The organism is Alcaligenes sp. MMA (assembly GCF_020907215.1).
GTDB lineage: Bacteria > Pseudomonadota > Gammaproteobacteria > Burkholderiales > Burkholderiaceae_B > Alcaligenes > Alcaligenes aquatilis.
This window is the reverse complement of sequence record NZ_JAJJPP010000003.1, coordinates 337832-360247: the sequence shown is the minus strand read 5'-3', so window position 1 is coordinate 360247 and position 22416 is coordinate 337832. Positions and strand designations below refer to the sequence as shown.

The window sequence follows — 22416 nt, the reverse complement described above, 5'->3', positions numbered from 1 at the left end:
CTACTTCTTCTGCAACGACTCACCATCACTGGCTGACAGCCGGGCAAAAGACAGGCTCGATATCGCCGTAATCGCGCCCAGAATCAGAAAGGCCCAGATCGTATCCTGGGTCTCTACGCTGCTGGCGCCGCGCAATGCCATGCTGACATTCAGCGTTACCGCCGCACATGCCACGCCCAGACTGATAGCCAGTTGCTGCGCCATGGCGGCGAAACTGCTGGCCTGGCTCATGGCTTCGGATTCCAGGTCGGCGTAGGTCAGGGTGTTGACGGCGGTGAACTGCAGGGAGCGGAAGAAACCACCTGCAGTCAGGACGGCAATCATGAGCCACATGGGTGTGGTGGCCTGGAACATGGCGCACAGGGCGATGAACAAGCCTGTCAGCCAGGCGTTGACGATCAGGACTTTGCGAAAACCGTAGCGTCGGATGATGGGTGGAGCCACCAGTTTCATGCCCAGAGCGCCAATCGCCCCGGTGAAGGTGATCAGACCCGCCGACAATGCGCTCATGCCAAAGTTGGTTTGCAGCATGATCGCTAACAGAAATGGTGAGGCCCCTAGCGAGAAGCGGCACAGATTGCCGCCCAATACAGAAATGGCAAAGGTCTTGGTGCGTAGCAAGGACAAATCAATAATGGGATAGGCTACTTGCCGTGCATGCCAGATGTACCATGCCCCCGCGACCAGACCCGCCAAAGTCAGCCAGCCCAGGGTAGCCCAGCTAATGGTGCCGTGGCCTACGTTCTCGAAACTGGTTACCAGCGTGGCCAGACAGATGGCGCTCAAGATAAAGCCCAGCCAGTCCAGGGGCGGGCGTTCGGTGGGGTAGTCCTCGCGGATGTAACGCAGTACCAGAGCGATACCCAGTACCCCCACGGGGATGTTGATCAGGAAAATCCAGTGCCAACTGGCATAGGTGACTAAAAAGCCACCCACAGGCGGACCGATGATAGGGCCCAGCAAGGCGGGTAAAGTCAGTACCGCCATGGCGCTTAAAAGCTCATCTTTAGGCACCCGTCGCAGTAAGATAATGCGACCTACCGGAACCATCATGGCTCCCGCCATGCCTTGTATCACGCGGGAAATGATCAGTTGTGACAGGGTCTGGGACAGGGCACATGCAACAGAACTGGCGGTAAAGAGTAGAATGGCGGCCAGGAACACCTTGCGCGCACCAAAGCGGTCTGCAGCCCACCCACTGATAGGAACGAATACAGCCACGGCCAGCAGGTAGCTGGTAATGATGGTATTCATGCGGATGACGCTGGTATCCAGCGATAAGGCCATCGTGGGCAGAGCAGTGGCGACAACCGTAGAGTCCAGCATTTGCATGAACAATGCACATCCCACAATGTAGGGAATAATGCGTATGGCCCGACGCTCTTGAGGGGACAGGGTTGCCGGTTTGGTGGCTTCGGTCTGTTCAGATGCCATGCGGCGAACTCTCTGGTGTGCGGTGCAGTAAACTCAAACTTTTCTGTTATCCAATTTATTTTAGGCGTACAGGTATTATGGCAAAGAATTTCGAATCCGAAATTACCCAGTTTCTTAAACAGTATAAAGAGCAGAACGCGGATACCGAAGCACGGCAGCGTGAAGGCCGCTATCGTCTGTGGGACAAGCAGATTGATCAGGAACTGCAAGATGGTTACAAGGCTGCTCGTACGCCTCAAAAACCTTACGTGTACTACGAAAACAACTAAATCTGTACGCCTGCGCCTGTGACTGAGATTGCACAGCAGCCCGTTGTGGATACGCCAGCTCCTCAGCCCGAGGATGTGCTGGCGCGTCTTTATGGTGAGCCGCTGTTTGCGATCCCCCAGGATCTGTACATCCCGCCTGATGCGCTGGAAGTGTTTCTGGACGCTTTTGAAGGCCCGCTGGATCTGTTGCTGTATTTGATTCGCAAGCAGAACTTCAATGTACTGGACATTCCGATGGCTCAGGTCACTGGGCAATATCTGGCTTATGTCGAGCAGATTCGCGCCACGAATCTGGAGCTGGCGGGTGAGTATCTTTTGATGGCGGCGCTGCTGATCGAGATCAAATCTCGCATGTTGCTGCCGGTGCGGCGCGCGGACACGGGTGAGGAAGTTGAGGATCCGCGTGCAGAGCTGGTGCGTCGTTTGCTGGAATACGAGCGCATGAAGGAGGGCGCGCGTCGTCTGGACGAGTTGCCCCTGATGGGACGCGATTATCTGCTGGCCAACGCTCAGGCCGAGTTGGTTGTGGAAGCCATTCCGCCCGAAGTGAGTGCGGATGATTTGCGCCAGGCCTGGCTGGGCATCTTGAAGCGCGCCAAGCTTAATGCCAGTCACAAGATTACGCGCGAGCAGTTGTCGGTACGCGATCACATGAGCCAGATTCTGCGACGTTTGCAGCACGTGCGCTTCATGGAGTTTACTGAGCTGTTTAATGAACGTCTGGATCAGGGTGATCCAGCGGCGGTGCTTGTCGTGCATTTTCTGGCCATGCTGGAATTGGCACGAGAGTCACTGCTTGAAATCACGCAGGCCGAGCCCTACGCTCCTATTTATTTGCGCCTGACCTATATTCGAGCGCAGGCCGATGGGCCTGATCTTATTCCGTAGCGGAGAATTTTTTGAAAGTCGTCCATAACATCCAAGAACTGCGCGATCAGCTCCAGGGTCAGACACGCGTGGCATTTGTTCCAACCATGGGGAATTTGCATCGAGCCCACCTGGACTTGATGAAGATGGCTCGCCAGCATGGCGATCCGGTGGTGGCCAGTATTTTTGTCAATCGTCTGCAGTTTGGTCCTAACGAGGATTTTGACCGTTATCCGCGTACCTTGCAGGATGATGCGGCCAAGATGGAGCAAGAGCGCGATGTCTACGTCTTGTTTGCTCCCTCGGAGCGCGAGATGTACCCGGAGCCGCAAAGTTTCCGTGTCAGCCCGCCTGATCATTTGGGTCGAATTCTGGAAGGCCACTTCCGTCCGGATTTCTTTGAAGGGGTCTGTACGGTTGTGTTGAAGCTGTTTTCCTGTGTGCAGCCGCGTGTGGCCGTGTTCGGGAAGAAGGATTATCAGCAGTTGATGGTGGTGCGCCAGATGGTGCGCCAGTTCCAGTTGCCGGTAGAGATTCTGGCTCACGAGACGGTGCGGGAAGAGGATGGTTTGGCCATGTCTTCGCGTAATCGCTATTTGAGTCCCGAGGAGCGCGCGCAGGCCCCGCAGATTTATGGCACGCTGCAGGAGATGAATGAGCGTTTGCAGCAAGGTCAAAGCCGCGAGCAGATCGAGGCTTATGCGACCAAAAAGATGTCGGATCTGGGCTGGAAGGTGGACTATATGGCCTTGCGTCGTCAGTCGGACTTGCTGGAACCAACTGAAGAGCAAATCGCAGCTGGTGAGCCTTTGGTGGCATTGGCCGCGGCCAAGTTGGGCGCGACGCGCTTGATCGACAACCTGGAAATGGTTAAAGCCTGATTTCTTGTGTTATTTGGTGAGAAAAGCACAGCTTTTGCTGTGCTTTTTTTATACCTGTGTGGTTTGATTTTGTAGTCTTTGTCTTTGTCTGTGCCTGCTTTTCTGGTCGTGGGTAGTAGCGGTCTTTGTTCCTTCAAACTATAGGTGGACTCAGTACGTCGCCCTTCTGGCGCGCGGCTCAGGGGGAAGGCGGACTACTTGCCGGTGCCGTGCACCGGTGCCCTTGGCCAGAGATAGCTCCGGGCGCACCCTGAACTCACCGGGTACTTGGTCCCCCGGACCAAGTACAAGCGTCCGGCTCAAACAGCAGGGTGCTTGCATCCCTACGCTATCTCTGGCCCGCGGCAAGCAGTCTGAATCGCCGTCCCCCCTGAGCCGCGCGCCAGAGGGGCTCATCGCCGTGGAGTCGGCATCTCTGATGGCTGTTGATGGGTGGGGTTTGTGCTCGTGCCTGCCCGCTTAATGAGTTTGGCCTAGGTGATTAGTGTGTTTTGGGCGGGTGATGGGGAACAGGCGTTGTCCCTGCCAATCGCTAACTTTTCAGTTGAAAAGGCTGTTTCTTAGGGTATCGAAATCAGGTTCTTTATATTAGTCATGTGACAAAAACATCCCGTATAAGTTAACAGTCGTGTAGTCCCTGCCTAAAATGACAAACTCTGTCTATGGTTAATTCTTCACCTCGCAGGCGGCCTGTTCGCCTGGTACAGATATACGAGACTGACATGGTATTGAATAGTCACCTTCCCGCCTCTGTGCTTTTTGCAAGCCTGACTCCGCGCGAGCGCGACGTGTTGTCTTATATCGCTATTGGTAAGGCGAATAAGGTTATTGCGGCTGAATTGGAGATTTCCCAGCGTACGGTTGAAGCGCATCGGGCACGCGTTTTCCAGAAGTTACGCGTGCGCAATGCGGTTGAGTTGACTCGTTTTGTGTTCAGCGAGCCAGGTCTGCGGGATGTGTTACCGCCCAGCTTGATGGGCGGCCTGTCTGCGCCTTAGCTTAGCGGCAAGCTGGGTTGGCCTGGCCGTCCAGTTCGCTGACCGGGTCGATGTCGGCTTGGCGAGTCAAATGGCTTTCCAGTGTGGGACGCTGCTGGTTGAAGGTGTTGATACGCAAGACGTTGTTGTTCACAAAGCTCAGGTCTGCCAGCGTCGAGTCGTTATCGGCCAACAGGGCGATGCGGGTGGGTTGTGTACCGATTGGAACCCAGCAGCCGCTCTTGTGGTGTTCCTGACCCGCGGCGACTGGGGTGGCACGCATGCGCCATTGCCCTGCGGGAGCCAGGGTGACGCTGATTTTGTAGGGCTCGCAAGCGCCGCTTTGTGGCGGGCAGGATAGGGTGCCCAGGAAGGTTTTGGGTTCAGCCAGTTCGGGAACGCTGCGATCTGCTAGGACGGCGGGCTGTTCAGCGCGGGCCGGTGTAATGGCGTGCAGGCCTTCCTGATTGCCAAACCCCAAATTGATTTGTGAGGGGGCACGGGCGGTACTGCTGCCTTGCGCTTGGCGCAGGGCGTCTTTCTGAGTGGAGCCACGGCCTTCGTTAGGGCTGGGCTGAACGGGCGCCTGGGCACATGCGGCCAGCAAAACGACCGAAAGCAAGGTAAGGGAGCGCAGAGGGGAAATCGTGGAGAAAGACATGGCGGGCTTCCGTGGACGGGTTGATAGCTGAATTCTACGCTAGACCAGGGGGGGCGGGACAGTCTCAGGCCTATTGCGGGTAGGAGGATTGGCGCGGGTACGTTACAGTTTTGTTTTTTATCTGTGGATTGTTCATGCTGACGATTGGGCTGACTGGTGGAATTGGATCGGGCAAGAGCCAGGTGGCCCATTTTTTTGCCTCTTGGGGGGCGGCCGTTGTGGATACGGATGTGATCGCGCATGAGCTGACCGCGCCCGGTGGCCTGGCCATTGAACCGATTCGTGCCGCCTTCGGTACGCAGGCCTTGGCAGCGGACGGTTCCATGGATCGGGATTGGATGCGGGCCTGTGTGTTTGCTGACCCCAATGCCCGCCATCGCCTGGAGGCCATCATTCATCCCTTGATTTGGGATGTAACAAAAGCACAGGCCTTGAAAGCGCAAGGATGTTATCTTGTTGTGGTTGTACCCTTGCTGCTGGAGTCAGGACGATGGCGCGACCGTGTGGATCGGATTTGCGTTGTCGATTGTGATGAAGCGACCCAGATCGCGCGCGTACAGAAGCGTAACGGGCTGGCAGTGGCCACAATTGAACGTATCATGGCAGCACAGGCGCAACGTCAGCAACGCTTGGACGTGGCCGACGATGTGGTTCTGAACGATGGGCAGACGACTTTGCCTCTGTTGGAAGAGCGGGCGCGGGCAGTACACCAACGCTGGTGTGCCTTGACGGCCCGACACCACGACGTGTCTGACCCTACAGTCGACAAAAAAAGGTTTTAAACGCGTGACTCTATACGAATACCCCTGCAATGAGCGTGTCCGGGCTTTACTGAGAGTCGAGTATTTGTTCGATAGGCTGTTTCATTTTTCAGCCAACCAGGATGCGTACTCGCATCAGATCGCTGTAGCGACTTTGTTTGATTTGCTGGACATCTCGGATCGGACCGATTTACGTTCTGCCGTTCTTCAGGATCTGGAGCGTCAGCGCGTGGCGCTGGCTGCGCTGCGCGAGCACCCCGGTGTTCAGCTGCAGGCGCTGGACAAGATGATTGAGCAAATTGTGCGTGCGGCTGCTGACCTGTCGGCCCAAGGGCGGGTGGGGCAGGGCCTGCGCGACAATGAATGGTTGACCAGTTTGCGGGGCCGGGTAGCGGTGCCCGGCGGTACGTCTCAGGTGGACATGCCTTCTTATTATTCCTGGCAGCAGCGGCCCGATACGGATCGTGTCCAGGACCTGCGCCGCTGGTCGGAGTCTTTCCTGCCGCTCTATCATGGTCTGGCCTTGATTTTGCGCTTGCTGCGCCAGTCGGGCGACCCGGCTGACCTGCTAGCTCGCGACGGCTCTTATCAAGAAATGCTGGCAGGCAAGACCTTCCAGTTGTTGCGAGTATGGGTGGATGCCGGTGCCTGCATCTATCCGGAAATGAGCGCTAACCGCTACGTCATCTGGATACGCTTTGTGCAGCAAGACAATCAATTGAAACCGCAGGCCGTAACGGTAGATATCCCCTTTAGGCTAGCCCGTTGCAACTTTGGCTAACAACGCTGTTCATATAAGGTTCAGATAGCCGCTTTTATACTTGCTGGGCCAGCGTGGTCTAGCAAGGGGGCTGTTTTGTCAGCGCTTGTATCTCTTGATCGTTTCAGGCTAATTGCTATCGTGTTTTGGCGGCATAATGCGTGTCGCCGTCACGATAGCTAGTGCTTAAACGCTTATTAGACCGTGCATAGAGACAATTAAGTTTTAGCCGGGGAGTATTCATGTCGGAGTTGAACACAGGCAAAGGTCGGCGGTCCAGATCCTTCTATGTCTGGGTGTTGGTAGGGCTGCTGCTGACAGCAGGCCTTGTTTATTACGCCTTGTCTTCCCCTTCAGATACACCTACCCCCATGCGCGGGCCGCGCGGCATGATGGGGGCCACCAAAGTGCCGGTTCAGGTAGCCACAGTTAAGACGGGTTTGATCGACCAAACAGTCAATGCGATTGCCACGGTCAAGCCCTTGCAGACAGTTGCGGTACGCGGTGAGGTCGATGGCGTGCTGGAGCGTATTCACTTCAAGGATGGGCAGCGTGTGAAGGCCGGCGATTTGTTGGCCGAGATTGATCCACGTACCTACCAAGTGCAACTGGATCAGGCCCGGGGACAACTGGCACAGAGTCAGGCTCAGTTGAAGGGGGCGCAGCAGGAGCTGGCTCGTCATCGCGTCCTGTTCCAACAGAATTCGATTGCTCGCCAGGCCTTGGAAACCAAGGAAACGGCTGTTCAGCAGTTGCAGGCTCAGATCAAATCCAATCAAGCAGAAGTCGCTCGAGCCCAAGTGCAACTGGATCGCACGCGCATCATGGCGCCCCTGGATGGTCGCTTGGGCCTGCGTAAGCTCGATCAGGGCAATCTGGTCTCTGCCGGTAATACCGACGGGATTGTCGTGATTACTCAGGTTGATCCCATCGGCGTGGAGTTTTCCTTGCCGCAGAACCAATTGAGCAGTCTGCTGGAGGCCATGAAACAAAGCGAGTCGCCTTTGCGTGTGTCCCTGATCGACAGCAAAGCTCAGCTCTTGTCGGATAAAGGCCGCTTGCAGGCTCTGGATAATCAGATCGATATCAATACCGGCACGCTGAGAGTGAAGGCCGAGTTTGATAACGACGACGAAACTCTGTTTGCCAATCAGTTCGTCAATGCCCGCGTCTTTTTGGGCCAGGAACAAGGTCTGCTGATTCCATCGCATGCGATACAGCGGGGTTCGGTAGGTACCTATGTGTACACCCTGGATGACGAGGATAAGGTTCATATTCAGGTGGTGGAGCTGGGTACTGCCACCCTGGAATCGACGCTGATTAAAACTGGCCTGAAAGAAGGCGATCGCGTGGTGGTGGAGGGCACTGACCGTTTGCGCGAAGGCTCGGAGGTCGACGTGATGCAGCAAGATGGCCAGGCCAAGGAAAAACCGGCACCAACTGATGCAGGCGCTCAAGCAGAGCAAGACACACGTTCGGGTGAGGGTCGCCGTCCACGTCCTGCAAGCGAGTAAGCCGTGAGCATGTCGCGTATCTTTATCCTGCGCCCGGTGGCTACCACCTTGGCGATGGTGGCTTTGCTGGTGTCCGGTTTGCTGGCCTATCGCATGTTGCCCGTGGCCGCTTTGCCGCAGGTCGATTACCCCACCATCCAGGTGGTTACGCTTTATCCGGGCGCCAGCCCGGATGTGGTGGCGGCCTTGATTACCTCACCGCTGGAGCGGCGCTTTGGCAGTATGTCTGGGTTGTCGCAGATGATTTCGTCCAGTTCGGGTGGGGCATCGCGCATTACCTTGCAGTTCGATTTGGGCTTGCCCCTGGATGTGGCCGAGCAAGAGGTACAGGCGGCGATTAATGCCGCCTCTACGATGCTACCCAATGATTTGCCCGCGCCGCCTATCTATAACAAGGTCAATCCGGCTGACACCCCAGTCATTTCCCTGGCGGTGACCTCCCCCAATATGCCCTTGCACGAGGTGCGTGACCTGATTGATGTACGGGTCGCACAAAAGCTCTCGCAGGTGACGGGTGTGGGTCTGGTCAGTATTGCGGGTGGTCAGGAGCCGGCCATGCGGATTCAGGCCGATCCCAACGCGTTGGCAGTGCGTAATCTGACGCTGAACCATCTGCGGCAAGCCGTTGTTGCAGCCAATGTGAACCAGCCTAAAGGTAATCTGGATGGGCCTCAGCGCTCCACCAGTATCGGCGCCAACGAGCAGTTGAAAACCGTACAGGATTACGAAAACCTGATCGTCAGCTATAAGGACGGTGCGGCTGTACGCCTGGGCGAGCTGGCCAAGGTGGTGCGGGACGCTCAGGATGTGCGTCAGGCTGCCTGGATGGGCACCGTGCCCGCGATCTTGTTGAATATTCAGCGACAGCCTGGGGCCAATGTCATTGATGTGGTGGACCAGATTCAAAGCCTGCTGCCGGAAATACGTCGTTCCTTGCCGGTTGGTGTGGATGTGACCGTGGCCACGGACCGGACCCAGACCATTCGGGACTCGGTTGACCATGTGCAAAAGGAAATGATGCTGGCCATCGTGCTGGTGGTGCTGGTGACGTTTGTGTTTCTGCGCACGTGGACCGCCACGCTGATCCCTAGTGTTGTCGTGCCTATTTCCTTGATCGCCACCTTTGCCATCATGCTGATGTGGGGCTTCAGTATTAATAACCTGACCCTGATGGCCTTGACGGTTGCCACAGGTTTTGTGGTTGATGATGCGATCGTGATGATTGAGAACATCGCCCGTTACATCGAAAAGGGCGAAACCGCTTTGCAAGCCGCCTTGAAGGGCGCGGCGCAGATTGGTTTTACCTTGCTGTCCTTGACCATCTCCTTGATTGCCGTGCTGATCCCGTTGCTGTTCATGAGCGACGTTATTGGCCGCCTGTTCCGTGAGTTCGCCATTACCCTGGCCGTCGCCATCTTGCTGTCCCTGTTCATTTCGCTGACGCTTACGCCCATGATGTGTGCGCGCATGCTCAAACCCGAGAACGAGCGCCAGTATGGCCGCTTCACCACCTGGTTGGGGAACCGGATGGACCGCATTATTGCGGCTTATGACCGTGGCCTGATTGTGGTGCTGCGTCACCAGACCTTGACCTTGTGGGTTGCGGTGGGGACGGTGGTCTTGACGGGCCTGCTGTACGTGATTGTGCCCAAAGGATTTTTTCCACAACAAGATACCGGCTTGATTCAGGCCATTACCCAAGGGCCGCAAACCGCCTCGTTCCGCGCCATGGGCCATTTGCAGCAGCAAGCTGTGGCGATTGTGCTGGAAGACCCGGATGTAGAGGCCGTCACCTCATTTATCGGGGTAGATGGCACGAACGCCACCTTGAATAATGGCCGTTTGCAAATTGCCTTGAAGCCGATTGGCTCGGGCCGGGCCAGTGCCAATGAAATCATGGACAGGCTCAATGAGCGCTTGAAGGATATTCCCGACTTATCGGTGTATCAGCAGTCCATTCAGGAACTGACGGTAGACGACCAGATCAGTCGCAATGTGTACCAGATGGCTTTGTCTGACCCAGAGACGGAGGTGTTGACCACCTGGATGCCGCGTTGGCTGGATGCCGTCAATGCCTTGCCGCAGATTAAAGAGGCGTCCATGAGCCTGCAAAACGATGGCCTGCAGGTTCTGCTGGATATAGACCGGGATGCGGCGGCTCGTGTGGGCGTGACCAAAGCAAATATTGACGATGCGCTCTATGACGCCTTCGGACAGCGTTTGATTTCCACAATCTACACGCAGTCTGCCCAGTACCGGGTCGTGCTGGAGGTCAAGGATGAGTACCGCCAAGGCCCGCAGGATCTGGAAAATATCCATGTGATGACGGCAGCAGGCACACCCGTGCCGATTACGTCCTTGGCGCGGATCGATCTGGTGCCAACCACGCTATCGGTGGAGCGCTTGGGGCAGTTCCCGTCTGTGAATGTGTCCTTTGATCTGGCCGATGGTTATTCCTTGTCTGATGCCATTGAAGCGATTGAAACCGTGCCCGACCAGATTGGCATGCCCACCTCGATTGATACCCGCTATCTGGGTGCCGCCAAGGCGTTTCATGCTTCCTTGTCCAGCACACTGTGGCTGATGCTGGCTGCTGTGCTGACCATGTATATCGTGCTGGGTGTGTTGTACGAAAGCTATATCCACCCGATTACTATTTTGTCGACCTTGCCCTCGGCAGCGATTGGGGCGCTGCTGGCCTTGCTGTTGGCCGGACGGGATCTGGACATGGTGGGGGTAATCGGGATCATCCTGTTGATTGGTATCGTGAAAAAGAACGCCATCATGATGATCGACTTCGCTTTGGAGGCGCAGCGCGAGCAGGGTATGAGCCCTCAGGAGGCGATTCATCAGGCCGCCTTGCTGCGTTTTCGCCCCATTCTGATGACAACGCTGGCCGCCTTGTTCAGTGCCATTCCACTGATGCTGGCGACCGGCTCTGGCGCCGAGCTGCGCCAACCTTTGGGATTGGTGATGGTGGGCGGGCTGTTAGCCAGCCAGGTGTTGACCTTGTTTACGACCCCCGTTATCTACCTGTTCTTTGATCGCTTTACCCGTCGTGGTGCTCAGTCGGTACGCGAGCCGTCATGAAGCGTTTGCTAGGGCTGTTTATCTTCCGGCCAGTGGGCTCCAGCCTGCTGGCACTGGCCATGGTGCTCATGGGGGCTTTGGCCCTGCGTTTATTACCTGTGTCGTCGTTGCCGGAAATGGATTTTCCGGTGATCGCGGTCTCGGCCAATTTGCCCGGTGCCAGCCCTGAAACCATGGCCTCCAGTGTGGCCACCCCACTGGAGCAGGCGCTAGGTTCCATTGCCGGTGTCTCTGAGATGAGTTCTCGCAGTAGCGAGGGTTCCACCCAGATCATACTGGTGTTCGATCTGGACCGAGATATTGAAGGGGCCGCCCGTGATGTGCAGGCCGCTATCAATCAGGCTCGCCCGATGTTGCCGTCGGGTATGTCCAGTGTGCCCACCTACGAGAAGGTCAACCCCTCGTCCATGCCTATCATGGTGCTGGCGCTGACGTCGCAAACGGCGAACAAGGCGCAGCTTTTTGATATGGCCAGTGGTATTGTCCAGCAGAAACTGGCTCAGATTCCGGGGGTGGGCTCGGTCGAGGTGGGCGGTGGCTCTTTGCCTGCGGTACGGGTGGGGCTGAACCCCAAGGCGTTGGCCTCGGCCGGTATTGCGCTCGATGATGTGCGCTCGGTGATCAATAACGCCAACAGCCTGCGTCCCAACGGCTATCTGGAAGGTGAGCAGGGCCAGTGGCAGATCAATTCGGGGAAACAATACAATCAGGCCCGTTTTTTTGAGCCCTTGGTTCTGAAGAATCAGGACGGGCAGGTTATCCGTTTGGGAGATGTCGCCAAGGTCGAGGACTCCGTCGAGAACATTCACAGCCTGGGGTATTGGAATAACCAGGAAGCTGTTTTGCTGATTGTGCGTCGGCAGGCCGGTGCCAACATTATTGAGACGGTCAATACTATCCGCGCGCGCTTGCAGGATATCGAGGAAATGCTGCCCAGCCAGGCGCAATTGACGGTGGCGCAGGATCGCACCCCCAGTATCCGCGCCACGCTGGAAGAGGCCCAACTGACGCTGATTATTGCGGTGGCCCTGGTGGTGCTGGTGGTCTTGCTGTTCCTGCGAAACTGGCGCGCTGCCTTGATCCCCGCTATCGCCGTGCCTGCTTCCTTGATTAGCACCTTTGCTTTCATGCATTTGTTCGGCTTTACGCTGAACACCATTTCCTTGATGGCCTTGATTGTGGCCACGGGTTTTGTGGTGGATGACGCCATCGTGGTGCTGGAAAGTATTATGCGTTACCTGGAAAAAGGCTTGTCCCCTATGCGGGCGGCCTTGCGCGGGACGCGCGAGGTGGGCTTTACCGTCACGGCCATGAGCCTGTCGCTGGTGGCGGTGTTTATTCCCTTGTGGTTGATCGGGGGATTGGCTGGGCGCCTGTTCATGGAGTTTGCCGTCACCTTGTGTACGGCCGTGCTGGTGTCCCTGGTGATCTCCTTGATGCTGACTCCCATGATGTCCGCCCGATTGCTGCGCCCAGGACCGCAAGAGCATGAGTCTACCCATCCCCTTAGTCGTTTTCTGGGCTGGATAGGCAGTGTCAGTTGGCGTGCTTACCGTCGCTCTTTGGATTGGGCGCTCAAGCATCATCGCCTGATGTTGTTTTCCTTGTTCGCCACGATAGGGTTGAATGTGTACCTGTATGCGGTGGTGCCCAAGGGGCTGTTTCCACAGCAGGATACCGGTCAGTTGATGGGGTTTTTCCGGGTCGATAGGGGCACCTCGTTCCAGTCCATGGAGCCTAAGCTGGAGTACTTCCGTTCCATCCTGAATCAGGACCCGGACATCCGTTCGGTGGCTGTCTTTGCCGGTGGTCGTAGTGGTAGCACCTCGTCCTTCATTCTGGTTGAGCTCAAGCCCATGGATGAGCGCAAAGCCAGCACAACAGATATTGTGAATCGCCTGCGCGATCCTTTATCCACCACGCCGGGTGCGCGCATGTTCATGGTGCCTCAGCAAGATATTCCGGTCGGTAGCGGCGGCGGCGGGCGCAGTGGCTCTTATGACTACTCCTTGCTGGGGAGCGACCTGGAGTTGCTGAAAACCTGGTTGCCCAAGGTTCAGCAGGCCATGGCCGAATTGCCTGAACTGGTAGACGTGGACACAGGCACGGATGACAAGGCTGGCCTGGTTCAACTGGAAATTGATCGGGATATGGCAACGCGCCTGGGCGTGGATATGTCCATGGTGGCAGGGACCTTGAACAACTCCTTCTCCCAGCGTCAGGTTTCCACAATTTTTGGACGGTTGAACCAGTATCACGTTGTCATGGAGGTCGAGCCGCGTTTTGCTCAGGATCTGGAGTCTTTGAAGGAGATTGAGGTCGTTGCCAAAGATGGCACGCGCGTGCCTTTGTCCGCCTTTACGCGCTTTACGACGGGCACCGCGCCGCGCAGCATTAACCACATGGGTTTGCTGGTGGCCGAGTCTGTGTCTTTTGGTTTGGCCGAAGGCGTCACCCTCAGTCAGGCGACAGAGGCCATTGAGCAGGCCATGGCCCGGATTCAGTTGCCTACCCGCGAGATTCAGGCCGGCTTTGAGGGCAATACGGCGCAGATGCTTGATGCCCTGGCCAAGCAACCCCTTATGTTCCTGGCCGCCTTGGTGGCCTTGTACATCGTGCTGGGGATGTTGTACGAGAGCTATATGCACCCGCTGACCATTCTGTCCACTTTGCCCTCGGCTGGGATTGGGGCCTTGCTGGCCTTGATGATGACCAGTGGCGAGTTCAATCTGATTGCCATGATCGGAGTATTTTTGTTGATTGGTATCGTCAAGAAAAACGCCATCATGATGGTGGACTACGCCTTGCAAATGGAGCGTGAGCGCGGCATGGGCTCGCGTGAGGCTATTTACGAGGCCTGCCTGGTGCGTTTCCGCCCCATCATGATGACAACCTTGTCCGCTATTTTTGGCGCTGTTCCTTTGATTCTGGCCTCCGGGCCGGGCGTGGAAATGCGCCAGCCGCTGGGTGTCACCATTGTGGGTGGTTTGGTGCTCAGTCAAATCCTGACTTTGTACACCACGCCCGTGGTTTATCTTTATCTGGATCGTTTGCGCCATCGCTTCATGCGCCGCAAGAACCAGACAAACTTGAATACATAAGCTGATATGCCTATTTCTACTGCCACGATGTTTCCGCGCTTTGCACTGGCTGGGATGGTGCTGCTCCTGTCCGCATGTGCCGTTGGCCCTGATTATCAGCGGCCTGAGGCCCCAGTGGGGGAGCACTTTCGGGAAAAGGTGCGTTCCACGGCCTGGAAGCAGGCTGAACCGGCTGACTTGAAGGATCGCGGCCCCTGGTGGGAAAGCTTTAATGACGGCGTGCTCAATACCTTGATGCAAAGCCTGAACGAGCAGAACTTTAGCTTGCAGCAAGCACAGGCACGCGTCCGGCAGGCGCAAGCCACCTTGTCCAACACGCGCTCGACTCTGTTTCCGAAAGTGGACAGCTCGGTCGGAACCACGCGACGGGGCGGCGGCTCGGGTGATACCAGCCAAAGCAGCAGCGCTTACGATGCCAGCATCACCGTGAATTGGGAAGTGGATTTGTGGGGGCGGATTCGCCGTCAGGTAGAAGCGGGTGACGCAGGCCTGCAAGCCAGTGCTGCGGATATGGCCGCCACGCGTTTGAGCCTGCAGTCGCAATTGGCCCAAACTTATTTGCAGTACCGCAGTGTGGAATCCAGCGAACGCGTGCTGGATGAAACTGTGGCCGCGTACGAGCGCTCTTTGCAAATTAATCAGAATCGTCTGGACGCCGGTTTTTCGGCCCCGGGAGACGTAGCGGCAGCCTTAAGTCAGCTTGAAAACGCACGTACTCAGCGCCTGGCTTTGAATCGTGAAAAGGCCTCCTATCAGCATGCCATGGCGGTGTTGGTGGGCCGTGCGCCGTCCCAGTTCGAGGTGGTGCCGCATGCGCCTTGGCCAGTGGCTCCGGATATTCCGGTGGGCTTGCCATCCAGCCTGCTGGAACGTCGCCCCGATGTGGCCCGGGCCGAGCGTCGTATGGCGCAGGCCAATGCCCAGATTGGTGTAGCCAAAGCCGCCTGGTTTCCCAGCTTGAGCCTGAAAGCCAGCGGGGGGTTTAGCAGCAGTGATTTAAGTGAATGGCTGACGGCACCCGCGCGTGTCTGGTCCCTGGGGCCTGCCTTCGCCCTGACCTTGCTGGATTTTGGAGCGCGTCGTGCACAAGTCGAGCAGGCCAAGGCCAGTTATGACGAACAATTGGCGGCTTACCGCCAGACGGTTCTGGATGCGCTGAAAGAAGTGGAAGATGCCTTGTCGGAGCGTAATGGCCTGGAGCTGGAGCAAGCCAGTCAAGCGCGTTCTCTGGCGGCGGCCCGCGAGTCCTTGCGGCTGACGCGCAATCAGTTTGATGCCGGTCTGGTGGATTTTCTGAGTCTGGCGCAAACCCAGGCTACGGCCCTGTCAGCCGAGCGGCAGGCCTTGGATCTGGAGTCTCAACGCTTGCGGGCGGCAGTCAAACTGATGGTGGCCTTGGGCGGCGGCTGGGATGTAGCGACTGGCCTGAACCCCGAAGAGCCGAAAGCGGTGGAAGCTGATCCAGCCGCTAAAGCAGAATAGGTTCGGCCTGACCTACACTGACCTGACCTGACCTGACCCGACCCGACCTGAATTGATCTGATCTAGTCTGATCTGATTTAGGTTTGGTTTGGTTTGGTTTGGTTTGGCGTTGACTAGGCTCCTTGGCGCTTGGTTTGGTAATTTCACCATGCTCTCCGGCCTGGGGCTGGACCGGAGCGGCAACGTCCGGTTTGCCCGTATGGACCAAGCAAAGATTGGACTACCTCCCAAGATTGGGGCTGCAGTTTGCTTACTTGTAGTTCAACTGCGGCTCATTCATTGCTTGATATTGCGCGGAAACCGCCTCAGTCCTGGTCCATCCAGGCATATAGCCCGTCAACCCATTCCTTGCCGTCGTCCAAACCCAAGAGGGCGTGGATCTCTTCAGCACGCTGGTACAAATCATCAAAATCAATTTGTGGCGGGTCTACAAAGGCCAGGGCAACCAGATTCCCGTCATGGGTTTCAGGTAGCCAGACCACGGCAGAGAAGCTCTCTTGCAACGCATGCAGATTACGCGCATGTACCCGTTCCGACCCCAGTAAATTGACCGTCAATAGTCCTTGCGGCCCCAGAGCTTTGCGGCAGGCCTGGTAAAAGGCTTCGCTTTCCAGTGCAGGGTGCTCGGCCTGATCAGAGTAGACATCAACTTGCAGCACATCCAGCTCGCCATATACCGCGTCCAGATAGTCCAGCGCGTCTACCGTGTGTACGTTCAAGCGTTGGTCGTCGGGCGGTAAATTGAACAGCAGCCGGCTGGCTTGCACCACTTCCGGATTGATTTCCACCGCGTCGATACGCGCCTGGGGGAAATGCTGGTAGCAAAAGCGCGTCAGGCTGCCTGCGCCCAGGCCAAGCTGGGCAATACGGCGCGGATCGGTCTGGAACAAGCTCCAGATCATCATTTGACGGATGTAGTGCAGCTCCAGCTGATCGGGAGCATCCAGGCGCATGGCGCCCTGCACCCAGGCCGAGCCCAGGTGCAGGTAGCGCACGCCTTCGTGTTCCGAAATAGAGACCTGCGGCATCATGCCGGGTCGCTGTCCAGCATATGGCGTATACCGGCAATGCCGTGTGCGCCGTGATTGCGGGCTTGAGCCAGAGTGTTGGCCGATTGTCCGCCGATTGCAAACACAGGCAGGCCAGCTTGTTCGGCCAGACTGGCAAAACGGGTCCAGCCCATACCGGGATCGCCGGGATGAGAGGCGGTTTCCAGGACATGGCCCAGAACCAGAAAGTCTGCCTGGATTTTGCGGGCTATTTCAATATCACTTTCATTGTGCGTGGACATGCCGATCAAGCCTTTGCTGATCGCGGGAAATGTCGTCAGGGTGTCGTGGCATTTCGCAGATAGGGCTTGGGCGTCGCTGGCGCGCAAGTGCACACCATCGGCGTGGTCCCACCAGCTCTCGGGGTGCAGACTGTTGACCAGGCAGCGCGCTTGGTAACGCTGGCACAGGTTTACCACTTGCAGAAACGCCTGGTGCAAATGGAACTCGGCATCAGGTCGGGCAGCCCAGGCAGGCTCACGAAACTGAACCAGGGCCGGGCCTTGTTGCAGAGCTTGTTCCAGTTGTTCCAGATAGGCGGGTAAGCGGGCTGGCTCGTCGATGTTGCTAATCAGATAGCGTTCGGGCAGTTGCAGCCATTTCAGCGGCGGTTCGGTAGCAGGCAGTACAGGGCCGACTTCCAATGGACCTTTAGGGTTGACCCAGGCAAGCTCCTGGCCTTCCAGGCACTGGGGTTCGCCTTCCCATTCCCGCACCAGACAGAAAGAGAGTTTGACGAAGTTCTTGGGGTATTCGTGTGTATAGGTGACCCAGGGGTGTGCGTGGGTCGTTTCAATGCCGAGTTCTTCGCGCAGTTCCCGTACCAGTGCCTGTACGACGCTCTCGCCCGCTTCAATCTTGCCGCCAGGCAATTCCCACCAGCCTGGCCAGGGTTTATCGGCTGGGCGTTTTCCCAGTAGCACTTGGCCGTGTTGGTTCAGTAAAACGCCAACGGCCACTTCCAACGTGGGTTTAGACATGTCTAGCGGTCCAATCTCTAGCAAATTGACGTGCTACCCGGCCGGAGCGCGAGCCACGTTCCAGAGCCCATTGCAAGGCTTCCGTACGCGAGCTTTCGATGTGTTCTGCAGGGCAACCCAATGCGCCCAGCCAGTAATACACAATGTCCAGATAGTCGTCTTGTTTAAAGGGGTAAAACGACAACCATAGTCCAAAGCGCTCGGATAGGGATACCTTTTCTTCAACGGCCTCACCGGGGTGGATCTCACCGTCTGCGGAAGTGGAGGTGCTCAGGTTCTCCTTCATGTATTCGGGCATCAGGTGACGCCGGTTGGACGTGGCGTAGATCAGTACATTGTCGCCAGGGGAGGCCAGTGAGCCGTCCAGCACGGATTTGAGCGCCTTGTAACCGGCTTCGCCTTCTTCAAAAGACAGGTCGTCGCTGAAGATGATGAAGTGTTCCGGGCGCTTGCTGATCAGGTCAATGATGTAACCCAGATCGCCTAGATCGGACTTGTCCACCTCGATCAGGCGCAGGCCCTGGTCGGCAAACTTGGCCAGCATGGCTTTGACCAGCGAGCTTTTTCCCGTCCCGCGCGCACCGGTCATCAAGACGTTATTGGCGGGTTTGCCTGCCAGAAAATGGCGGGTGTTGCGCTCAATAATGCTTTTTTGGCGTTCGATATGGTGCAGATCGTCCGGTTGGATGGTGGCGACGTGCGAGACACCTTCCAACCAGCCACGCGTACCATTGGTGCGCCAGCGAAATGCCACGCAATCCCAGTTGACAGGAGGGGGAGCAGGGGGGAGCCAGGCTTCCAATTGAGCGAGAACCCGCTCGGCCCGGCTGATCAGGGTACTTAGGTCTTGCGAGCTCAAGACGGTCTCCGTTTCAGGTTGAAACGCTTATTATCGCTAATTTGGCACCTTTTTCTGCGATCACTGTTGTGCTGGACGCGTAACAATGGGCCCAAAGCGATTCAAGATCGTATAATCACTCAGTTATGGTTGGCCGCTACGGGCCCCCTCCCTTACTCGTCCGGAATTCTGTTTTGAACCTGTCCACCCTGATTGAACCTATTGCCGACGACATGAAGGCTCTTGATGTCGTCATTCGTGAGCGCTTGAATTCGGATGTGGTGCTGATACGCACAATCGGCGAATACATCGTTAGTGCGGGTGGCAAACGTATGCGTCCCGCGCTTTTGTTGCTGGTAGCCCGCGCACTGGCTTATCAGGGGAACACGCATCATTTGCTGGCTGGCGTTGTGGAGTTCATCCACACGGCCACCTTGCTGCACGACGATGTCGTTGATGAATCCGATATGCGTCGCGGTCGCCACACGGCCAATGCCGTCTATGGCAATGCAGCCAGTGTGTTGGTGGGCGACTACCTGTACTCGCGCTCTTTCGAGATGATGGTGCAGTCGAACTCCATGCCTGCCATGGCTGTGTTGTCAGCAGCCACCACGGTGATCGCTGAAGGCGAGGTCTTGCAACTGCTGAACGTACACGACCCGGACGTTTCTCTGGAGCGTTACCTGCAAGTCGTGCGCTACAAGACAGCCAAACTGTTTGAGGCGGCCGCGCAAGTTGGCGCGATTGTGGCCGGAGCTTCGCCCGAGATGGAAGAGGCCATGGCTGCGTATGGTCGTCACCTGGGTACGGCCTTTCAACTGGTTGATGATGTGCTCGATTACACCGGTGATGCCCAGGCATTGGGCAAGAACGTGGGTGACGATCTGCGTGAAGGCAAGCCCACCATGCCACTGATCCGTGTCATGGAAGTGGGGACACCCGAACAAGTCCAGTTGATCAAGTCCGCCATTGAAACCGGTGATGCGGATTTTGCGGCAGTGGCCCAGGCCATTGAGCAAACTGACGCGTTGGCGTACACCCGCGAAGCGGCCAAGGCGGAAGCCCAATTGGCGGTGCAGGCTCTGGCGGATGTGCCTGAGAGCGAATTCAAGCAGGTATTGCTCAGCTTGTGCGCGTTTTCCATCGAACGCGATCGCTAAGCATCACCTTTTCCCCAACCCGCCGGCAGGCGGGTTTTTTTGTAATAAGGCGGGCCGATTAACGGAAATAGGCGTCATTAGGCGTCTGTTCATGTTATTTTTCTCGGTTTTGCTACGCTGTTGGTGGTCATGCCTTTGTCCCACAAGGACGAAGTAGCAACGATAGACACGCCTATTTGAACAAACTGGTTTGAAGCCTCTGTCAGACACATAGGTGCAGGCCCCTTATTCCAAAGATGTAAGGAACGGATAGATGAATATTCAGCTCGATATAGCGCAAACGGTCGGTTTAGCGGCTGTTTTTCTCGTGCTGGGAGAATATATAAAGAATCGCGTTGCTGTGCTGGCCCGCTATTTCATTCCCAGCCCCATTATTGGCGGTTTGATTTTTGCCTTGATTGCCCTGGTGGGTCACGAGACGGGTTCGTTTCACTTCTCTTTCAACGACGATATACGCAACTTCTTGTTGATGGCCTTTTTTACCACCATTGGCTTTTCAGCAAGTTTCGAGCTGTTGAAAAAGGGGGGGCTGGCAGTGGCCCTGTTTTTGGGCTGTGCGGTTGTCCTGATTATTCTGCAAAACGTGATGGGTGTCACCCTGGCCGCTTTGATGGATGCCAATCCCTTGCTGGGCCTGGCGGCCGGTTCGGTCGCCATGACAGGAGGTCACGGGACCTCCGCCGCTTTTGGCCCCTTGCTGGAGAACGCAGGTGCTGTGGGAGCCTTGCCCGCTGCCATTGCCGCGTCGACCTGGGGGCTGGTGATGGGGTGTGTCATTGGTGGTCCTTTGGGCCGACGCCTGATGAAAAAACACAAGATTGACGGCCCTGCACCACACCGTCGTCATCGTCGCCAGCATGAAGGTGCAAACGTACCCCATGCTATGCAAGCCCAGGTTAAAGAAACCGTTCAGCTTGATGACGGTGGCTTTGAAATGCCGGTCTACGCGGTCGTTCTGCTGTCCATTGCGATTGGGGTGGGCAGTGTCATCATCGAATGGTTGGGTGAGCGCGGCATCGTGCTGCCTGCCTACCTGGGGTCCATGCTGGTGGCAGCCGTTATCCGTAATGTGATTGATTGGCGTCGTTACCGCTTGCCGGAAAAAGAGTTTGAAATTATCGGCAACGTGTCGCTGGCTTTCTTCCTGGTCATGGCATTGATGGTGATGAAGTTGTGGGAACTGGCTCAAGTGGCCGGTCCCTTGCTGGTGATCCTGATTGCCCAGACCGTGATGATGTACTTCTTTGCCCGATATGTGACCTTCAATGTCATGGGCAAGGACTATGACGCTGTTGTGATGTCGGCCGGGCATTGTGGTTTCGGCATGGGGGCAACGCCGAACGCCATGGCCAATATGCAGGCTTTCACGGAAGATAATGGCCCCTCGCGCAAGGCCTTTTTTGTGATTCCCTTGGTGGGCTCCTTGTTCATCGATTTTTTCAACGCCGTGATTATCACCGGCTTTGTGAACTTTCTGACGTAAGCGCGCAAGGCTCAGGCCGCGCCGAACGGCGCGGCAGTGTCTCGTGGCCGGACGCTTGGACGTCACGGACAGGGGGTGTGTGAATTTTGCTCGGGACGGCTTGGGCCAAGGCGATGCCCGAACCTTAGCGTCCGCCGTTTTTTGATGGGCAAGATGGCAAGACCACCTCTGTAAACGATCCGTTCAGGCTTTGTTAAGCACATCCCTTAAGGCCTCGGACAGTTCAGGGTGACGCCAACTGAAACCCGCTTGCTGGGCGCGTTGCGGAATCAGTCGTTGTCCGCCCAGCAGCAGAACAGACATCTCTCCCAATGCCAGCCGTAGCACCCAGGCCGGGGCATGAAACAGGGCTGGCTTGCCCAGCTCTTGCGCCAGGATGCGGGTGAACTCCGCATTGCGCACAGGCTGCGGCGCACACGCGTTATAGGGGCCTTCACAGCTTTGATTGTGCAAAAGGTAGTCGATGAGAGCGACCTGGTCTTCAATGTGTATCCATGGCATCCACTGCTGACCATCACCTAGTCTGGCACCCAATCCCAGCTTGAACGAGGGCAGGAGCCGAGCCAATATTCCTGCATTGTTGGCCAAGACGGGTGCGGTGCGTAGCAAGACCACGCGTACCCCCCATTGGCGTGCCTGTTCGGCCTCTTGCTCCCAGGCCACACAAAGTTGGCTGCCGAAGTCTTTGTGGCTTGGTGCACTGTCTTCGGATAAAGGCTGTTGCCCACCGTCTCCGTACCAGCCTGTGGCTGAGCCCGAGATCAATATGGGCGGCACCGACGCTTGCTGCCCCATCCAGTCCACCAGGCGGCGAGTCAGATCCACACGACTACGCCACAGAAGCTGGCGGCGTGAATCAGTCCAGCGTTGATTGGCAATCGGGGCCCCAGCCAGGTTGATGACGGCGTCAAATGGCGCGTTGCCATTTAGCTCTTCAAGAGTGGCTACGCCTTTTGCGCCCGGGCATAACTGGGGAACTTGCTGCGGGGTGCGGCTCCATACCCAGAGTTCATGGCCCTGAGCTTGCCATTGTTGGCAAAGGGCCTGTCCAATGAGGCCGGTGCCCCCGGTCAGAAGGATGCGCATCGGATTCTCCGTGTTTAACAGTG

At 56.8% G+C, this 22416-nt stretch carries 18 protein-coding genes; 12 read left to right on the top strand and 6 right to left on the bottom strand.

The genetic code is table 11. From position 1 onward, the window contains the following. Positions 1 to 1434, bottom strand: a complete 1434-nt coding sequence (locus tag LNA76_RS14200) for a DHA2 family efflux MFS transporter permease subunit (RefSeq protein WP_108728511.1) — start codon at positions 1432 to 1434, stop codon at positions 1 to 3. 77 nt (positions 1435 to 1511) lie between these two features. Here LNA76_RS14200 and LNA76_RS14195 point away from each other — a divergent pair, with 77 nt between their 5' ends. The 4 genes from LNA76_RS14195 to LNA76_RS14180 all read left to right on the top strand — a co-directional run bounded on the left by LNA76_RS14195 (position 1512) and on the right by LNA76_RS14180 (position 4449). Next, positions 1512 to 1703 (top strand): DUF3460 family protein, encoded by a 192-nt coding sequence (locus LNA76_RS14195; RefSeq protein WP_009458738.1) that lies wholly within the window; start codon positions 1512 to 1514, stop codon positions 1701 to 1703. Between the two features lie 45 nt (positions 1704 to 1748). Continuing rightward, on the top strand, positions 1749 to 2591 hold the full coding sequence (locus LNA76_RS14190) for a segregation and condensation protein A (protein WP_094197816.1): 843 nt from the start codon (positions 1749 to 1751) through the stop codon (positions 2589 to 2591). An 11-nt stretch (positions 2592 to 2602) separates the two neighbouring features. Then, positions 2603 to 3451: a pantoate--beta-alanine ligase gene (gene panC / locus LNA76_RS14185; RefSeq protein WP_121739663.1), complete on the top strand. Its 849-nt coding sequence runs from the start codon at positions 2603 to 2605 to the stop codon at positions 3449 to 3451. Between the two features lie 722 nt (positions 3452 to 4173). Further along, positions 4174 to 4449: a response regulator transcription factor gene (locus LNA76_RS14180; RefSeq protein ID WP_094197814.1), complete on the top strand. Its 276-nt coding sequence runs from the start codon at positions 4174 to 4176 to the stop codon at positions 4447 to 4449. A 1-nt stretch (position 4450) separates the two neighbouring features. Here the strand turns inward: LNA76_RS14180 and LNA76_RS14175 are convergent, their stop codons facing one another. Continuing rightward, positions 4451 to 5089, bottom strand: coding sequence for a hypothetical protein (locus LNA76_RS14175; protein WP_230019297.1), 639 nt, complete (start codon positions 5087 to 5089; stop codon positions 4451 to 4453). A 134-nt stretch (positions 5090 to 5223) separates the two neighbouring features. On the opposite strand from LNA76_RS14175, the gene coaE reads away from it, so the two are divergent. From coaE to LNA76_RS14145, 6 genes are all read left to right on the top strand, one after another. Then, positions 5224 to 5871 (top strand): dephospho-CoA kinase, encoded by a 648-nt coding sequence (gene coaE, locus LNA76_RS14170; protein ID WP_094197812.1) that lies wholly within the window; start codon positions 5224 to 5226, stop codon positions 5869 to 5871. A 4-nt stretch (positions 5872 to 5875) separates the two neighbouring features. Continuing rightward, complete coding sequence (gene zapD, locus LNA76_RS14165; RefSeq protein WP_094197811.1) at positions 5876 to 6631, top strand: cell division protein ZapD; 756 nt, start codon at positions 5876 to 5878, stop codon at positions 6629 to 6631. A gap of 221 nt (positions 6632 to 6852) precedes the next feature. After that, the gene (locus tag LNA76_RS14160) at positions 6853 to 8124 is read left to right on the top strand and encodes an efflux RND transporter periplasmic adaptor subunit (protein ID WP_230019296.1); all 1272 of its coding nucleotides are present in this window, start codon (positions 6853 to 6855) and stop codon (positions 8122 to 8124) included. A gap of 3 nt (positions 8125 to 8127) precedes the next feature. Beyond that, entirely contained in the window at positions 8128 to 11214 is a 3087-nt protein-coding gene (locus tag LNA76_RS14155) for a multidrug efflux RND transporter permease subunit (RefSeq protein ID WP_108728514.1), read from the top strand. Next, positions 11211 to 14315 (top strand): efflux RND transporter permease subunit, encoded by a 3105-nt coding sequence (locus LNA76_RS14150; protein WP_094197808.1) that lies wholly within the window; start codon positions 11211 to 11213, stop codon positions 14313 to 14315. The genes LNA76_RS14155 and LNA76_RS14150 overlap by 4 nt, the downstream gene beginning before the upstream one ends. Positions 14316 to 14321: 6 nt before the next feature. Beyond that, on the top strand, positions 14322 to 15797 hold the full coding sequence (locus tag LNA76_RS14145; protein ID WP_108728515.1) for an efflux transporter outer membrane subunit: 1476 nt from the start codon (positions 14322 to 14324) through the stop codon (positions 15795 to 15797). A gap of 305 nt (positions 15798 to 16102) precedes the next feature. On the opposite strand, the gene LNA76_RS14140 is transcribed toward LNA76_RS14145, so the two are convergent. The 3 genes from LNA76_RS14140 to LNA76_RS14130 are packed head-to-tail and all read right to left on the bottom strand — an operon-like array spanning position 16103 to position 18685. Continuing rightward, positions 16103 to 16828: a spermidine synthase gene (locus LNA76_RS14140; RefSeq protein WP_166727095.1), complete on the bottom strand. Its 726-nt coding sequence runs from the start codon at positions 16826 to 16828 to the stop codon at positions 16103 to 16105. Then, positions 16825 to 17826, bottom strand: a complete 1002-nt coding sequence (locus LNA76_RS14135; RefSeq protein ID WP_230019295.1) for a Nudix family hydrolase — start codon at positions 17824 to 17826, stop codon at positions 16825 to 16827. The genes LNA76_RS14140 and LNA76_RS14135 overlap by 4 nt, the downstream gene beginning before the upstream one ends. Then, positions 17819 to 18685 (bottom strand): ATP-binding protein, encoded by an 867-nt coding sequence (locus LNA76_RS14130; RefSeq protein ID WP_094197805.1) that lies wholly within the window; start codon positions 18683 to 18685, stop codon positions 17819 to 17821. The genes LNA76_RS14135 and LNA76_RS14130 overlap by 8 nt, the downstream gene beginning before the upstream one ends. A gap of 173 nt (positions 18686 to 18858) precedes the next feature. On the opposite strand from LNA76_RS14130, the gene ispB reads away from it, so the two are divergent. Beyond that, complete coding sequence (gene ispB / locus LNA76_RS14125) at positions 18859 to 19824, top strand: octaprenyl diphosphate synthase (protein WP_094197804.1); 966 nt, start codon at positions 18859 to 18861, stop codon at positions 19822 to 19824. Positions 19825 to 20077: 253 nt separating this feature from the next. Further along, on the top strand, positions 20078 to 21307 hold the full coding sequence (gltS, locus tag LNA76_RS14120) for a sodium/glutamate symporter (protein ID WP_108728517.1): 1230 nt from the start codon (positions 20078 to 20080) through the stop codon (positions 21305 to 21307). A gap of 183 nt (positions 21308 to 21490) precedes the next feature. On the opposite strand, the gene LNA76_RS14115 is transcribed toward gltS, so the two are convergent. Continuing rightward, a complete protein-coding gene (locus LNA76_RS14115; RefSeq protein ID WP_094197802.1) occupies positions 21491 to 22393 on the bottom strand; it encodes a TIGR01777 family oxidoreductase in 903 nt (300 codons plus the stop codon). Between the last annotated feature and the right edge of the window lie 23 nt (positions 22394 to 22416).

Bases quoted from the DNA above. Each gene is read 5' to 3' on its own strand.
- LNA76_RS14160 (WP_230019296.1), top strand. From the start codon at position 6,853: ATGTCGGAGTTGAACACAGGCAAAGGTCGGCGGTCCAGATCCTTCTAT.
- LNA76_RS14115 (WP_094197802.1), bottom strand. From the start codon at position 22,393: ATGCGCATCCTTCTGACCGGGGGCACCGGCCTCATTGGACAGGCCCTT.
- LNA76_RS14135 (WP_230019295.1), bottom strand. From the start codon at position 17,826: ATGTCTAAACCCACGTTGGAAGTGGCCGTTGGCGTTTTACTGAACCAA.
- LNA76_RS14150 (WP_094197808.1), top strand. From the start codon at position 11,211: ATGAAGCGTTTGCTAGGGCTGTTTATCTTCCGGCCAGTGGGCTCCAGC.
- LNA76_RS14140 (WP_166727095.1), bottom strand. From the start codon at position 16,828: ATGATGCCGCAGGTCTCTATTTCGGAACACGAAGGCGTGCGCTACCTG.
- gltS (WP_108728517.1), top strand. From the start codon at position 20,078: ATGAATATTCAGCTCGATATAGCGCAAACGGTCGGTTTAGCGGCTGTT.
- LNA76_RS14175 (WP_230019297.1), bottom strand. From the start codon at position 5,089: ATGTCTTTCTCCACGATTTCCCCTCTGCGCTCCCTTACCTTGCTTTCG.
- LNA76_RS14180 (WP_094197814.1), top strand. From the start codon at position 4,174: ATGGTATTGAATAGTCACCTTCCCGCCTCTGTGCTTTTTGCAAGCCTG.
- coaE (WP_094197812.1), top strand. From the start codon at position 5,224: ATGCTGACGATTGGGCTGACTGGTGGAATTGGATCGGGCAAGAGCCAG.
- LNA76_RS14195 (WP_009458738.1), top strand. From the start codon at position 1,512: ATGGCAAAGAATTTCGAATCCGAAATTACCCAGTTTCTTAAACAGTAT.
- LNA76_RS14145 (WP_108728515.1), top strand. From the start codon at position 14,322: ATGCCTATTTCTACTGCCACGATGTTTCCGCGCTTTGCACTGGCTGGG.
- LNA76_RS14200 (WP_108728511.1), bottom strand. From the start codon at position 1,434: ATGGCATCTGAACAGACCGAAGCCACCAAACCGGCAACCCTGTCCCCT.